This window comes from Leptospira sanjuanensis, assembly GCF_022267375.1.
In the GTDB taxonomy this organism is placed as follows: Bacteria; Spirochaetota; Leptospiria; order Leptospirales; family Leptospiraceae; genus Leptospira; species Leptospira sanjuanensis.
In genome coordinates this window covers 3,015,623-3,029,646 of sequence record NZ_JAIZBH010000001.1, presented here as the reverse complement: position 1 = coordinate 3,029,646, position 14,024 = coordinate 3,015,623, and the positions used below count along the sequence as shown (strand labels likewise).

Sequence of the window (14,024 nt, the reverse complement as noted above, 5' to 3'; positions counted from 1 at the left end):
CGAAGATTTGTTCTTGAAGTTCGCCGTTGACACATATTACTAATAGATTGTGGAGATTGTTTCAATTTCCAGTGTTTCTCCATGATTATTAACTACTTTGGAATAACGGAAAAGGGGAATTTTCGTTCGCATAACGAGGATTCTATGTACGTATCCGGTGAAATCGTAGCCGGGTCCGTATCGGGTTCTTTTTCCTCCGCAGGGATTCGTGATTCCGCGGCCTCTCCGTTGATTCTCGCGCTCGCAGACGGAATGGGCGGACATATCTCCGGTGAAATCGCAAGCCGCATGACGTTGGAAAAACTCGCGTGGATGGAACGGGCGATTCAGCCTTTGGAAGAACTGCCCCGCGCCGGTTGGCAGAACTTATTCCGCAAAATCAACCACGAGATCAACGATCACGCAAGGGCCACAGGAAGGCTGGGCATGGGAACCACGTTAGTCGGCGCTTTGTTCGGAAGAAGAAAGGTGCTCGTCTTCAATATGGGAGACAGCCGCGCCTATCATCTTTCCGCGCAAGGGGTTCACAAGATCACGGTGGATCATTCCTTTTCGGATACGGTCAAAGGACATTCTATTCCCCGAAGTTATATCACGAGTTGTATCGGAGGCGGTACTACCGACCTTCAGATGGATCTGTTCGACATCACCGGATCTCTGAACGAAGGAGATAGGATTCTTCTTTGTACGGACGGGCTGACCGATGTGATCAAGATCGACGATCTCGAAGAAATTCTGCGGAACGCGACGAACGCAAAAGAGGCTTGTTCTCATCTTTCGGAAGAAGCCAACCTAAGAATGACCAAGGACAATACTTCGGTCATCGTGATCGAAGTCAAAGAAATGGCGTTGTCGCACGCGGAACCTTGGAAGCTTACCCCAGGCGAAAGAAAACGGTAAGAGTAAAAAAGAAATCTCCGGTTTCCGTCGGCTCGAACGCGGAACGAAACGGAAAATCAGATTTTTTTAATATTTCCAAAAATCCCAAACCCGCACCTTTGCTGTCCTCCGGTCTTTCTCCTTTGATCTTTTCCTGATACAGTTCCTTTACTTCTTCTCCGGTCAGGGATAAAAAATGTTCCAGTTTGGTCCTCAGAACGGAAGCGGTTTCCGCGCTGAGAAAATTGGCGGTGGAGAGTTTGAGAATATGACTTTTTTCTTTTACGAGAATCAGTCCCACTCCGTAATCCCCTTCCTTTTCCAGAGAATAGTGACTGACGTTCTGCGCCATTTCCACGAACACATTGAGAATCTTGTTCTTTCGTTTTTCATTCGCGATTCTATCCTTGAGAATTTCCGTAAGGCTTCCGAGGATTTCGTGCGTCACCGCGCCTTGATAGTAGAGGACGGACTTTAACTTTTTGGAATGATCGTATTGTCTGTGTAGTCCGCCGTTTTTCATTCGGATTCCTTTAAAGAAGATCGGGAGCGGTGAGGCTGACGAAAGAAGACTGACTTCCGATCGCGAATGCCATCGAGATCGCGTTCCGCATCCGCACTTTTCTCGCTCCTTCGGTGATATGATCGTGGTCGCATTCGGGGTCAACGTCCTTGAGATTGATCGTAGGACAGAGGGTTTGTTTTTCGAGCATAAGCGCGGTCGCCGCGACGTTGATGATTCCCGCCGCTCCGAACGTATGACCGAAAATCGGTTTGATCGAACCGAGAGGCGCCCATTTGTTTCGAGCGAGTCCGTTGTATAAAACCTTAAGAGCGCGGCTTTCCGCCATATCGTTGTTAATCGTCGCGGTTCCGTGTCCGCAGAAGTAGTCGATGTCTCCGAGACGAAGTCCGCTGATTTTCAAAAGACGATTCAAACCGGTCGCCGCTTTTTTACCGGTTAAGTCCATTCTCATCGCGTGATCGGCCTCGTTGTAACTGAAGGTTCCCAAGACTTCCGCGTAGATTTTCGCTCCTCTCGCGAGAGCGTGATCCATTCTTTCCATACAAAGAACGGCGGCGCCTTCTCCCAAGATAAAACCGTCCCGGTTGCGATCATACGGTTTGATCGCCGCCTTCGGATTGTCTTTTTCCGCAGACATGACCGAACTCGCCGGATCGGAATACATCATCATCAACGGTTTGATGAGAGGGAATTCGTGACCGCCCGCATACATCACTTCGGCTCTTCCTTTACGGATCGCTTGATAACAAAGACTGATTGCGTGATGACCTCCTACGCAAGCCGCGGTGATCGTTGTTACGAATCCTTGAATGTTTGCGTAGATCGCGGTGAGGTTGGTCGGATTGGAAGCCATAGAAGTCAAAACGGAATAACGATCGAAAACGCCGGAATTCTGTTCTTCGTGATAGAGTTTCCAGGCGTGTTCCCACCAAGCAAGAGACGCTCTTGAAGAAGAATCGATAAAGCCGACTTTGGATGGATCGACCGAATCCTTTTCGAGTTTTGCGTCTCTTCTCGCTTCCTCCATCGCAGCCATGATCGCGAAGGTTTCGCGGTTATAATTTTTTGCGTGTTTCTCGTTTAGATCGGGGAGAAATTTTTTCCAATCGAAGTTGTTCATCTCCGCGGCGACTTTGACGGGCATATCATCGGTGGGAAATCTCGTAATCCAATCGATTTGGGAATTCCCTTCGGAAAGATTTTTCCAAAACGTATCCACGGAATAGGTATTGGGGAGAACGACTCCGATCCCCGTAATCACAACCCTCGAATTTTTATTAACTTTCGTTTTGTCCATATTCTCTTTGTATTTCTCTCGGATCTTTAAACGCGCATAACGCTTTTTCGGGATGCGAATTCCTGGGGAACGGAATCCGAATTTCGTCAAGAAAGTATTCTTAGTTGTTCCGACAAACTTTTACCGCGTTTTAAGAAATTCACATTCGAATTTCATCGTTTCACTAAAAGGAAGGTTCCGATTTAGGAAAGAACTTTCAAGTACGACATTGGACGGTAAAAATCAAATCAAAAAAACCGTATATTCCTTTTTTGCCTCTTGGCTCGATGAAAGGCCGAGGGAGGGGAGTTCCCGCAAAAATCGACGTTCTCTCGTAAATCTTTCCGAAGGAGTTCCCACAATTTCAGAGAAGAATGCAAGAATATCCTAAAGTTCGATATTTCTCGAGAACGTGGGAACTCTTACAAAGCGTAAAATCGGTCGTCGATCGATCCGGAATTCGCGAAAGTGTGGGAACTCTTACGATGATCCGCCTGATTCGTGTTTTTCGGGAAATCCGGAAATCCCCGACCGGGGACATATAAAGTCGGAACTCAGCGCCTCACTCCCTAAGCGCCGCCTCGTAAGAAGGCGCTTGCTGAGTTCGGTCGTTCGGATAAACTCAATGCCTCGCTCCCTATGGGTCGCGAGGCAGGATCTTGGTTTTCTCAACTTCGTTGAGAGCCTTCGATAATACGCTCCGCTATCTCAGGCTATTTCGCTCTCTATGGGTCGCAAAATATGTAATAAAAAAAGTTACAAAATGCTTGCCAAATAATCGGAAGAGGAAAAGTTAGAGTCGTCGGATAAACTCAATGCCTCGCTTCCTAAGCGCCGCCTTGCAAGAAGGCGCTTGCTGAGTTCGGTCGTGAGGATAAACTCAATGCCTCACTCCCTATGGGTCGTGAGGATAAACTCAATGCCTCGCTCCCTATGGGTCGTGAGGATAAACTCAATGCCTCGCTCCCTATGGGTCGTTCGGCAGGATCGCGGAATTCCGGAGGAGAATGTCATGTGGAACGAAACTCTTTTCGAACAAAAGAAAAAAGCCTTGGAAGGGTTCGGGGTCTTATCAAAAAAATCGATTTCCCGATTTATGGAGAATTTAAGGACACAAGACGAATGGCAGCTGCACCGGATCAATCCGATCCGTTTCGCAAAGGACAATGGATTTGAAACCGGAGAAGCGTTGGATCTTTTTCTTCACGCGGGAAAGATCGGCCTTCTGGATTTCGCATACAACATGATTTGTCCTGCCTGCGGAGGAGTGGCTTCTTCCCATACTTCTTTGGATCAGATCGAGGAAAAAAGTTTTCACTGTTATATTTGCAATCTCGACGTGCCGACCACTCTGGACGATCAGGTGGAAGTCAGTTTTTCGGTGAATTCTTCCCTGAGAAAACAGAATCTCAATCCGTTGACGGACGCACAGACTTATCTCAAATATCATATTTCGAGCAACTTTCATAAGTCGAAGGAACTTCTGGATTTTATTTCTTCAAACACGCGCGAACTTGTAGTGATCGAACCCGGAGCGACCCGCACGATTCTACTCGACGCGACGAACGTTCCCGCGTATCAATTCAGTTCGGTGGAGAATAATTCGGCGGTATTTTTGTATTTCGACGAGAAGGAAACGACTCCAGATCGAATCGTGGATCTGAGTCTGCTGCCGACCGGATTCACTCCGATCGAACTTCATCTTTCTCCCGGGGAATACGAAGTTAAGATTTCCAATCGTACGATCGCGAAGGCCGGATTCTTGGTCATTCGACCGAACTCCAAAAGAATATTAGAAATCATTGATAAACATCCCACGGTGATCGAACCGTTTTTGACGGCGAAGATGCTTTTGAACAACCAGACCTTCCGCGAATTGTTCCGCGTTCAACAGCTCAGCAACAAACTGAATCTGAACGTAAAAAGTCTTACGATCCTTTTTACGGATCTGAGAGGATCGACCGAGATGTACGACAAGGCCGGGGACATTCTCGCGTATCGATTGGTGCAGGAACATTTCCGTCTTCTTTCCGAAACCGTGAAAAAACACAACGGGGCGATCGTAAAAACGATGGGAGACGCGATCATGGCGACCTTCTCCAGTCCGATCGAAGGATTGTTCGCGTCGCTGGAAATGATGTCGCGCATCGATCGCATGAACGAAGAATTCAAGGAACACGGACATGAGATCGGTTTAAAAGTCGGTTTAAACGAAGGACCGGCGCTTGCGGTCGTCAACGACGAACGACTGGATTACTTCGGACAAAGCGTGAACATCGCGGCTCGCGTGCAGGCGCTCGCGTCCGCCGGAGAAATCTGGGTGACGGAGCCGATTCTTTCCAGCCCCGGAATCCGCGAAGAATTGATTCAAAGAGGATACGAAGCCGAAAGACACGAAGCGTCTCTTAAGGGAGTGGGGCAAAAAGCAACCGTGCATAAACTTTTTAAAACCGAAGACCAAAGGGAGTTTGCGAACGCGATTTAGAAAAAATTTATTTTCAAAAAGAACGGGCGGTTCATTCTCTTGCTTTTAAAAAGGATAGGGTTATGAACCGTATAAAAAAGAGTTTGTTCGTTTCGATCGCGGCGTTGATTTTCGCAGCGAATTGCGGAAAAGGGTCCGGCGGGAATCTTGCGGCCGAAATGCAGGCGCTTGCTACTAAATCCAAGGAAATCACCTGCGCGAAAACCGTGGAATGCGCTCAGGAACAATTCAGCAAGATGCCCGAGTCTCAGAAGAAGTTTATTCCTCCCATGCTTCAAAGTAAAGAAGCCTGTCTGACTTCGATGGAAGAAAGCGCGGCGGCTCAAAGAGCGAAGACCGGAGCGAAAGAGGAAGACGAGTGGAAGAACGCGACTCCCGAAAAGATCCAAGCAGCTAAGGATTGTTTGGCGGTGATCGAAAAGACGAGCTGTGCGGAGATGATGTCTCCGAACAATCCGATCCAAAAATCGGAATCTTGTCAGTTTTTAGCTAAGAAGTAATTTCGTTGAATCGAAGTTCGGCGAAGAAATTCGTCCGGACTTCGCAGTTCGTTTATTGAATCGGTTTTTCGATCGGATCGGATTTTAGTTTTGTTTACAGCAGAATTGAACCGCTTTGACCAGCTCGTCCGAGTTCCACGGTTTGGAAATGATCGTGAAAGTTCCCGCTTCTTCCTTTACCCGTTCCGAAACGCCTTCTTCGAGATGACCGGTCACTAAAATCGAACGGATATGCGGATACTTTCGATGAACCTGAATCAGAAAGTCGTCTCCGTTGACTCCCGGCATCAGCCAATCGGAAAGAATCAAAACCACCTTCGTTCCTCTCGAAATCAGATCGTCTATCACTTCCAGACCTTCGTCCGAGTCTTGTGCCGTTTCAAAGATGAATTCGTGTCCGAGTTTGTTTTTCAGTTCCTGCACTAAGGAAAGAAGAATGATCGGTTCGTCGTCCACGCAGAGAATCACGTTGGGTTCTTTTTCTAAAGTCAACTGAAAGTACCGTCCTTGGAATACGTTAGGCGCTCTTGAGCCATACGCTGAATTTTGTGCGGCCCGGCGAACTTTCGAATTCGATCCTTCCACCGAGATTATCGATTATTTTTTTGCAGATGTCAAGCCCCAGCCCCATTCCTTCTCCCTGTTTTTTGGTCGTAAAGAAAGGATCGAATATCTTACCTTGAATCTCTTGAGGGATTCCCGCGCCGGAATCGGTCCAGGAGACCACGATCCAGGAATCCTCTTCGCGGATCGAGATTTCAATCTTTCCTTTGTAGTTCATGGCTTGAAGACCGTTGTTCAAAAGGTTGATCCAAACCTGGTTCAGTTTGTCCGCGTCCCCCAGACATTTTTTGGAAGTCCGGTAGTCCTTAACGATTTCGACTCCGTATCTTATTTTATTATGATATAGTACTAGAATATTTTCGATCTCGGTGTGAAGGTCCACGCTTTCCGGCCCGCCTTCCTTTTCCTCCTTGGAAGGACGCAGGTAATTCTTCAGGGCGTTTACGACTCGGGAAGCTTTGCTCGTCGCAATCGAGATGACGTTGCTCACTCGTACGATCGTGATAAACGAAGAGACCGCCGTTAAGATCTCGAGCGCTTTCGAAGTTTGGATGAGAGAAATCAGATCGTCGCCCATATCGTGAAGACCCAGATCCGCCGCGAGATTTGCGATCCTATACGAATTGGAAATTCCGGCGGCTTCCAAACGACGGGTTAATTCCTGACGAATTCCCCGATTGGAAAGAATCGCGGATTCGGAAACGTGTTTCAAAGCCTCTTCCAGAATGGCGCTGAACTTCTTTGTGTCTTCCTCGTCCAAATTGGAAAGAAGGCTCGGTATATTTTTCAGTTCGTTTTGAACCACTTCGAGTATGGATCGGGACGACGAAGAGATCGCGCCGAGAGGCGTGTTGAGTTCGTGCGTAATTCCGGCGGCTAATTGACCGAGCGCCGCGAGTTTTTCCGAAAGCAAAAGCTGGTTTTGTGTGTCCTTCAGATTTCGCATTAATTTTTCGAGTTCGTCCACGGCCTGCGTGAGGTCTTCGTTGGACTTGGCGAGTTCCGCCGTTCTCGTTTCGACTTTCTTTTCAAGATTGGAGTTGAGTTCGAGAATGATCGCTTCGTTTTGTTTGCTTCTCGTTTGATTGACGACGAAGATCGTTCCGAGTCCGATCAGGATCGCGATCGTGGAAAAGAGAATCATATCCGCGCCGCTTTCGGTCTGACTGACCGGGATGCTGACTTCTAGAACACCTCGAACGTCTCCGACTTTCCAATCTTTTTTAGGAGATTCCGGATGAGTATTGTGACATTGAACGCAGGAAGCCTGCATACGGTCCGCGAGCGCATAACGAATGTAAGGTTGTCCGTCGATTTCCCTAAAAACGTAGATCGGATTTCCGGGATTTCGTTTTAAACGGTATAAAGCTTCCCTTTGAAATTCGTCCAAGCCGTTCGGTTTTGACCGATTCGGAAACGGGTAATCGCTGAATAACTCGACTCGGATTCCTTCGAACCGATCGGTGAGATGTGCGCCGAATTCTTTGACGAAGGTCGCGGGAAGAGGAATACTTTTTGCGACGGTTTTGTATTTATAGGTGACTTCGGTATGTTCGCGCAAAGCTTTGCTGACGATGTTGTCCGAATAATATACGCGAAGCGCGAGCATTTGATCCGCGATCGATTTCACGTTTCGGATCGAAACGGTTTCCGTATTCTTTTTTTGATAATAAAAAAGAAGAACGCCTAACAGGACGATCAACAGAATACAACCTAGAACGAAAGGAAGAATGATCCGCGTTTCTATTTTAAAAAAGCGCACCGCGGACCAGGGAAAGGAAAGTTTTGTTTCGTTCATGTTTTTCGCCAATATTCTTCCCAGAATATATTATACGAAAAACGGGATACTTTCCCATTGGATTTCGGGTTTTTTATTCCTCGCTTTCTTCTTCGATGACTTCGGATTCCTTAAGGGAAAATTCCGCTTTTCCGAGTCCGCGTTTCCTTCTGTCCACGATCCAATACAAATAAAGAATCACGGCGAACACGCTCTGTAGAACGAATTGCGCAAGGTGGACGGTTGTCGCGTAGAACAAACCTTCCGAAGCTTTTCTTCCCATCAAAACGAAGGAGGAGGTGACCGAAGCGTGGAATACTCCCGCGCCGGAAGGCGCGGACGGAACCATCACACCGACCGCACCGGCGAACATGATGAATACGATTCCCGGATAGCTCATTGGAATTCCCACAAGTTTAAGAAGAATTCCGTAACTGAGCGCGTATCCGATCAACCAGGTAAGCGCCGTTAAAATTGCGGGAACGATAAAACGTTTTAAAACTAAAAAGTTTCCGAGGTCTCGGATGTAATGCGCGAGTTTATGGAGAAACCAATCTTTCTTACCCGCAAGGCCCGCGATCCAAGCCAGAATGTCGATGATCGTCTCGTTTAAAAAACGAACCGCGATAAGTCCGACAAAAATTCCCACGATGACGAGGGAAGAAATGATAAAGAACGTATCGCTGCCTTCGTCTTTGATTCCCAGAAACATGAGCGCGCAGATTCCCGCGGAGAAGATAAACGAAAAATCCAGAACCTTTTCGATGAAGAGAGCGGTGACGAGCGTCGGATATTGAAGATCGGATTCTTTTTTGCAAAAATATAAACGGAAGATATCTCCGCCCCGCGCCGGCAGAAACATGTTCGCGCCGACTCCGATAAACGAGGAAAGAAGAGCGTAACGGAAACGGATTTGTTTTCCCATCAGAAGATGCCATCGCCAGGAAAAAAGGATCAAACCCCAAATCGAAGAGATACAAAAGGGAATCAGATAAAACGGTTCCCAGCGTTCCTGAATTCTTGCGAACTCGCCTAGATCCAGTTTGGAAAATAAAAATCCGAGAGCGACGACGCTGACGATCACTCCCAATAAAATTCGTTTCAATGTGTTGTTCCTTGTTTAAACTCTCAACCCGGAGGCCAGATCATCCGTCGTTCCGCCAAAAGATGAAAATGAATGTGAAAGACCGTCTGTCCTCCGTTTTTCCCCGTGTTGTTTACGATTCTGTAACCGTTTTCTGCGATTCCCAGTTCCTTTGCGGTGTCGCGCATTCTAAGAAGAATGTTTCCGAGCAAGGATGCGTCTTCGTTTTCGACGTGTGCGAGAGACGTTACGTGTTTTTTCGGGATAAAAACGATATGTACGGGCGCCTGCGGAGTTATATCATGAAATGCTAATATTTCCTCGTCTTCAAACGCGATTTTTGCGGGAATTTCCTTACGGACGATTTTGCAGAAGATACAATCGGGGTCGTTCATTCGTGATTCTCCATACAAAGCGCGGCGGCGCCTAAGGCTCCGGATACGTTTCCTCCGGGCAGGATTTGTGTGTATGTTCGAAAGATCGGAAAGATGATTTCCTGGATTCTTTGTCGAAGAGGATTCCCGAAAAGATCCCAGGATTTTACGAGCCCTCCGGTGAATACGATCTTTTCGGGATTGATCGTATGAATCAGTGTTCTGCACAGTTGGGCGAGGGCGTCGATTCCTTCGTTTAACAATGCCACAGCGGTCGCTTCTCCCTTGCGGCTTTTGTTGAAGAATTCCTCCGCGGAACCGAGCGTCTGTCCGGTTTGCTCCTTGTATCGATGTAAGAATCCGCTCGCGCTGAAATACGCTTCGGTGCAGCCTCTTTGTCCGCAGCCGCACAAGGAGCCGTTCGGGAAATAAGTGACGTGACCCGCTTCCATTCCGCTTCCTTTGTAGCCGCCGAACAATTTTCCCTGATACACCCAACCTCCGCCGAGTCCCGTTCCTAAGGTAAGAATGACGAGATTCGTGGAATTCTTACCCAATCCGAAACGATATTCGCCGAGGGCGGCAAGGTTTGCGTCATTATTATAATATACCGGAATTTGAAAGTTCTTCCTGAGATGATCTACGAGAGCCACGTTTTTGAGAAGGGGAAGATTGGCTGATTCGATGAGAATTCCGCTATCGGAATCGATGGGTCCCGGACTTCCGATGCCTACCGCCGTAAGGGAATCGTCTTTCATTTCGGAAACGATATTGCAGAGAGAATCGAGGAATTGTTTTTCGTCCGTTTCCGCACCGGTTGCGCGCGACGTGCTTTTTAAAACCGTTCCTTGCGTATCGACGAGACTTGCTTTGATGCTTCCGGCTCCGATGTCGATTCCGAGATAGGATTTCATTTTACCACCCGGGTAAACGCTCCCTCTCTCATTTCGTAGATCGTTTTTGCGTCGAATGCGAGATTCATATCATGAGTCACTAATAGAATCGTAAGTCCTCTGGAATTGAAATCGTAGAGAAGATTGCGCACGAGTTCGCTGTTCTCCGGGTCCAAATCTCCCGAAGGTTCGTCCGCAAGAAGAAGTTCCGGTTCGTTGATAAGCGACCGTGCGATCGCGGTCATTTGGATTTGTCCGCCCGAAAGTTTACTCGGATAACTTTTGCGGATCGATTCGAGATGAAGACTGGAGATCAGATATTCGCATTTTTCCAAATATTCCTTTTGGCTGAACTTTCCCACGAGAAGCGCAGGAAGAAGAATGTTCTCTTCTACGTCTAGGTGAGGAAGCAATTCCGAAAACTGAAAGATGAGTCCTATGTTTCTCGCGCGGAAATTGGCGAGCGAGCCCTTTCCCATTTCGCTGACCTTGGTCGTGTCAAAGTAGACTTCTCCGCTGGAACTGGACAACATTCCGGTGATCATGGAAAGCAGAGTGGTTTTTCCGGAACCGGACGGGCCTACGATGGCGACATAGTCGGATTGGTTCATGTCGAAGGAAACTCCGTTGACGGCCTTCGATTTTCCGTATTCTCGCGAAAGATCGTTGATGCGAAGAATCATTTGCCCCTCCGAATCGACCGGTATGGATCTAAAAAGGTGAGAATCAAGGCGATCGCCGCTCCGATGCCCGAGATCAAGGCAATCAGAATCAGAAACGCTTTCAGGTAATCGAGGAGGCTCGAACCTTCGGAAACCCAGGGTGGAAAAAACACCGTAGCGATTACGCTTAGGAGAAATCCGAGTCCGTGAAGAATCCAGAGTTCCACCACCAAAAGCCGTACGGTTCCGATCCGATTTCCCCCGACCGCCATCATAATCCCCGCGTCGGAAGTGCGTAAAAGGGTTCGGGTAATCGCCATAAATGTCAAAGCGGCCGCGCTCAGCAATAAAACCAACTGTGGATAATTCCGGAAGAGTTCGATACTAGAAGGGTTAGAGGGAACCTTATCCATCCGAAGCAGAAAGATCCCGAAGATCAGAAAAAAACAAAATAAAACGGAAAATCCTATATGAAGAATACTGATTGTAATATCGCGTTTTACAATAGAATACGCAAATCTGAAGTAGGTAAGTTTTCCCATCTGGTTTTCGTTTCTGTAAAAAGTAGGATTTTATCCCAAGTTCGGGTAAATCCCGGATCCATTCTCAGGATTTTATCCATTTACTAACCGGAACCTGAAAGAAAAACAAAAAAAATGATCTTCGTCATTCTTGTAGCAATTGGAATCATTCTGATCGTTGCGTTTGGATCCTTTCTGATCCAGACCAAGAAAGACGCTTACGAAAAGGCCCTAGCCCTCGCCGCCATGGGGAATTACGTGGATGCGCGAGTTATCATTCGGGACATTTTGGACAGTTCTCCCTCGAATGTCCGAGCCCACTATGTGATCGCGAAAATCTACGCGATGGAAGGGGATACGACCAACGAGGCTCGGCATCTCGAGAAAATCAAAAAGATCGGAACCTACGAAAAGGGGATCAACGAGGTCGCGGTTTCCAACCGGATTGCGGATATTTATTACCAACAGGATTTATTCGAAGAAGCTCTCTTTCACTATTTGGATACCGTAACGATCGATCCGGAAAACGTGGAAGCGAATATTCGAATCGGATTTATGGCCTTGGGGCAAAAGGAATTTGCGATTGCCGATCGATTCTTAGGAAAGATTTCCAACGATAAGATTAAGAACGCTTCTATCTTTATCGGAAAGGGTGTGATTGCCGCGGTGTTGCGGAAAGGAAATCCGGTTGAATTCTTCGCGAAGGCGTATGAGTTGGACCCGGCTTCTCCCGTGGGCGGATTTTTATATGCGTTGAGTTTAGCGAGGGACGGGAAATACGAAGAAGCGGTTAAGGTCGCCAACTCGGTCGCGGATCTTATCGAAGACGATTATGTGCGTTATACGATCTTTCAGTTTTTGATGTGCTGTTTTATTCTCCAGAGAAATTTGGGAGAAGGTTTGAAACACGCGAGGCTTTGTATGGAGATGGCGCGGAACAGCGGTTGGAAACAGGAGATGATCGACTCGGACGTTTACTTTTCCCTGTTGGCCGTGAAACTCGGTAAGCTGGAAGAAGCCAGCGAATATCTCATCGAAGCCGAGTCCGAACGAATCGACGACAGAAGAATTTTGGAACTTGCGAACTATAAATTCCAGTTGGAGACGAAACGAACGGACCCCGCTAAGGCGCAGAGCGGATTCTCCTTGGACGAAGAGATCGGAAGAATTTTCGGAGAACTCTTTCCGGTCGAACGTTTTTACGAACTTTCGGGACTCAAGTCTTCCAAGTCCTTTCATATCAAAGGGATCTTGGACGACCAAGGCAACAAACTTCTTGCCGACGTTTCTAAGATCGGCGTCGGTGTGCTGGATCATTATAGACAATTGAAAGGCGTCGAGTTCAAGAATCTTTGCGTACGGATCGTGATGGCTCTGAATTATACGGTGAGCCGCGAGGTTCCGAATAAAGAAGGGGACGGTCTGAATCTTACCGGTTTAAATAAGACGGATAAGGAAACTCGTTCTTTGTTTAAGTTTCGCAAATGGAAGGACGCGAAGATCTCCGATATTTTTCTGCGGGATACGATCGGGCAGATCAAAGAGTTGGGCGTGGATAAAGCCTTTATCATCGGTGATGCGGAGTTCACCGAAGGTGCAAAACGTTTTCTTACGGATAATTCTTCGTTATTGAACGTGATTTACGGTAAGGACTTGGAAGAGCTTTTGAAGAAGGCTCTTCGTTTGGAAGCAAAGGGTGCCTAACGCGGGATGCGTTTAGGGCTTTTTGTTTTGTCGGTTTTGGGGTCGGGAGTCGACGGGTTCGTTTCCGATTTATGGTTTTGTTGTCGGGACATGTCTTCCCTCTTGTTCGCTGAGATTTTTTGAAAAACGTTTCGGATGATGTTTCGTTTTTAGTCGGGATACCAATCTCTGTAATCTAATGTGTAGAATAGGGAGTCGGGCTCGCAGTTGAGCTTTCGGATTACTTGGTTGTAGGCTAAATCGAGGTGCAGGATGTAACTGTAGTTCGTGTGAAATGTGGGAACTCCCGCATTCAAAGTATCAAAGACGGATCCGCCAACCCCGGCAAAATCCAACCACAACAAATAATTGAAAAGAAAACAACGCGATACTCCGTGAGCTTGCGCTAACGTTCCGAACAAGGTCCAGCTTCCGGGACTCAAACGAACATTCACTCGTTTCATTTTGGATTTTCCCGGACTCGGTTGATACAAGGTTCGTCCTGCATTCTTCCCCAAACGTTTTTGAGCAGCGAGATATTTCGCATACGTCCGTAACATCTGCGGAATTTTCTTCGGAAGTCTTCGAGCTTCATCTTCGGAAAAACGAAGCCACGTTTCTTCCGGAATCAACAACGTCACGGTTTCCATTCGATCTTTTTGAAGGGTTGAGCGAATCTCCCGATCCGCATCCAGCAATAAATATCCCATATCCGTTCGGTTCCGAAATGCGTAAACAAAGCGCATATCGACCCAAAAAAATTCGTATAGCGTAGAAAAACGCAAGACCCGGACCGAAGA

General features: G+C 47.4%; 14 protein-coding genes. 4 read left to right on the top strand and 10 right to left on the bottom strand.

Annotation, left to right across the window (positions count from 1 at the left end; all coding sequences use genetic code 11):
• Nucleotides 1-81: 81 nt before the first annotated feature.
• Nucleotides 82-900 (top strand): PP2C family protein-serine/threonine phosphatase, encoded by an 819-nt coding sequence (locus tag LFX17_RS13600; RefSeq protein ID WP_238747097.1) that lies wholly within the window; start codon nucleotides 82-84, stop codon nucleotides 898-900.
• Here the strand turns inward: LFX17_RS13600 and LFX17_RS13595 are convergent.
• Together LFX17_RS13595 and LFX17_RS13590 are read right to left on the bottom strand one after the other, a co-directional pair.
• The gene (locus LFX17_RS13595; RefSeq protein WP_238730729.1) at nucleotides 875-1,402 is read right to left on the bottom strand and encodes a SiaB family protein kinase; all 528 of its coding nucleotides are present in this window, start codon (nucleotides 1,400-1,402) and stop codon (nucleotides 875-877) included. The genes LFX17_RS13600 and LFX17_RS13595 overlap by 26 nt on opposite strands.
• 10 nt (nucleotides 1,403-1,412) lie before the next feature.
• A complete protein-coding gene (locus LFX17_RS13590) occupies nucleotides 1,413-2,702 on the bottom strand; it encodes a beta-ketoacyl-[acyl-carrier-protein] synthase family protein (protein ID WP_238730728.1) in 1,290 nt (429 codons plus the stop codon).
• A 991-nt stretch (nucleotides 2,703-3,693) separates the two neighbouring features.
• On the opposite strand from LFX17_RS13590, the gene LFX17_RS13585 reads away from it, so the two are divergent.
• Together LFX17_RS13585 and LFX17_RS13580 are read left to right on the top strand one after the other, a co-directional pair.
• Entirely contained in the window at nucleotides 3,694-5,166 is a 1,473-nt protein-coding gene (locus LFX17_RS13585; RefSeq protein WP_238747787.1) for an adenylate/guanylate cyclase domain-containing protein, read from the top strand.
• A 62-nt stretch (nucleotides 5,167-5,228) separates the two neighbouring features.
• On the top strand, nucleotides 5,229-5,666 hold the full coding sequence (locus LFX17_RS13580; protein ID WP_238730727.1) for an LA_2478/LA_2722/LA_4182 family protein: 438 nt from the start codon (nucleotides 5,229-5,231) through the stop codon (nucleotides 5,664-5,666).
• An 84-nt stretch (nucleotides 5,667-5,750) separates the two neighbouring features.
• Here the strand turns inward: LFX17_RS13580 and LFX17_RS13575 are convergent, their stop codons facing one another.
• From LFX17_RS13575 to LFX17_RS13545, 7 genes are all read right to left on the bottom strand, one after another.
• On the bottom strand, nucleotides 5,751-6,158 hold the full coding sequence (locus LFX17_RS13575; RefSeq protein WP_238747096.1) for a response regulator: 408 nt from the start codon (nucleotides 6,156-6,158) through the stop codon (nucleotides 5,751-5,753).
• 25 nt (nucleotides 6,159-6,183) lie between these two features.
• Complete coding sequence (locus LFX17_RS13570) at nucleotides 6,184-8,028, bottom strand: ATP-binding protein (RefSeq protein ID WP_238747094.1); 1,845 nt, start codon at nucleotides 8,026-8,028, stop codon at nucleotides 6,184-6,186.
• A 73-nt stretch (nucleotides 8,029-8,101) separates the two neighbouring features.
• Nucleotides 8,102-9,112, bottom strand: a complete 1,011-nt coding sequence (locus tag LFX17_RS13565) for a lysylphosphatidylglycerol synthase transmembrane domain-containing protein (RefSeq protein ID WP_238747092.1) — start codon at nucleotides 9,110-9,112, stop codon at nucleotides 8,102-8,104.
• Nucleotides 9,113-9,135: 23 nt separating this feature from the next.
• On the bottom strand, nucleotides 9,136-9,486 hold the full coding sequence (locus LFX17_RS13560) for a histidine triad nucleotide-binding protein (RefSeq protein WP_238730723.1): 351 nt from the start codon (nucleotides 9,484-9,486) through the stop codon (nucleotides 9,136-9,138).
• Nucleotides 9,483-10,379, bottom strand: a complete 897-nt coding sequence (locus LFX17_RS13555) for an ROK family protein (RefSeq protein WP_238747090.1) — start codon at nucleotides 10,377-10,379, stop codon at nucleotides 9,483-9,485. Before LFX17_RS13555 ends, LFX17_RS13560 begins: the two co-directional genes overlap by 4 nt.
• Nucleotides 10,376-11,041 carry an ABC transporter ATP-binding protein gene (locus LFX17_RS13550; protein ID WP_238730721.1) on the bottom strand — a complete coding sequence of 222 codons (666 nt, stop codon included), beginning with the start codon at nucleotides 11,039-11,041 and terminating at the stop codon, nucleotides 10,376-10,378. Before LFX17_RS13550 ends, LFX17_RS13555 begins: the two co-directional genes overlap by 4 nt.
• Entirely contained in the window at nucleotides 11,038-11,562 is a 525-nt protein-coding gene (locus LFX17_RS13545) for an ABC transporter permease (protein ID WP_238747089.1), read from the bottom strand. The genes LFX17_RS13550 and LFX17_RS13545 overlap by 4 nt, the downstream gene beginning before the upstream one ends.
• Before the next feature lie 114 nt (nucleotides 11,563-11,676).
• Between LFX17_RS13545 and LFX17_RS13540 the strand changes: the two genes are divergently transcribed.
• Entirely contained in the window at nucleotides 11,677-13,245 is a 1,569-nt protein-coding gene (locus tag LFX17_RS13540) for a tetratricopeptide repeat protein (RefSeq protein ID WP_238730719.1), read from the top strand.
• Nucleotides 13,246-13,394: 149 nt separating this feature from the next.
• Here the strand turns inward: LFX17_RS13540 and LFX17_RS13535 are convergent, their stop codons facing one another.
• The gene (locus LFX17_RS13535; RefSeq protein WP_238730718.1) at nucleotides 13,395-13,934 is read right to left on the bottom strand and encodes a DUF1564 domain-containing protein; all 540 of its coding nucleotides are present in this window, start codon (nucleotides 13,932-13,934) and stop codon (nucleotides 13,395-13,397) included.
• Nucleotides 13,935-14,024 lie beyond the last annotated feature (90 nt).

Excerpts from the sequence above, each read along its gene's own strand:
- LFX17_RS13580 (WP_238730727.1), top strand. The coding sequence starts at position 5,229 with ATGAACCGTATAAAAAAGAGTTTGTTCGTTTCGATCGCGGCGTTGATT.
- LFX17_RS13590 (WP_238730728.1), bottom strand. The coding sequence starts at position 2,702 with ATGGACAAAACGAAAGTTAATAAAAATTCGAGGGTTGTGATTACGGGG.
- LFX17_RS13550 (WP_238730721.1), bottom strand. The coding sequence starts at position 11,041 with ATGATTCTTCGCATCAACGATCTTTCGCGAGAATACGGAAAATCGAAG.
- LFX17_RS13540 (WP_238730719.1), top strand. The coding sequence starts at position 11,677 with ATGATCTTCGTCATTCTTGTAGCAATTGGAATCATTCTGATCGTTGCG.
- LFX17_RS13555 (WP_238747090.1), bottom strand. The coding sequence starts at position 10,379 with ATGAAATCCTATCTCGGAATCGACATCGGAGCCGGAAGCATCAAAGCA.
- LFX17_RS13585 (WP_238747787.1), top strand. The coding sequence starts at position 3,694 with ATGTGGAACGAAACTCTTTTCGAACAAAAGAAAAAAGCCTTGGAAGGG.
- LFX17_RS13545 (WP_238747089.1), bottom strand. The coding sequence starts at position 11,562 with ATGGGAAAACTTACCTACTTCAGATTTGCGTATTCTATTGTAAAACGC.
- LFX17_RS13570 (WP_238747094.1), bottom strand. The coding sequence starts at position 8,028 with ATGAACGAAACAAAACTTTCCTTTCCCTGGTCCGCGGTGCGCTTTTTT.
- LFX17_RS13560 (WP_238730723.1), bottom strand. The coding sequence starts at position 9,486 with ATGAACGACCCCGATTGTATCTTCTGCAAAATCGTCCGTAAGGAAATT.
- LFX17_RS13535 (WP_238730718.1), bottom strand. The coding sequence starts at position 13,934 with ATGGGATATTTATTGCTGGATGCGGATCGGGAGATTCGCTCAACCCTT.
- LFX17_RS13595 (WP_238730729.1), bottom strand. The coding sequence starts at position 1,402 with ATGAAAAACGGCGGACTACACAGACAATACGATCATTCCAAAAAGTTA.
- LFX17_RS13600 (WP_238747097.1), top strand. The coding sequence starts at position 82 with ATGATTATTAACTACTTTGGAATAACGGAAAAGGGGAATTTTCGTTCG.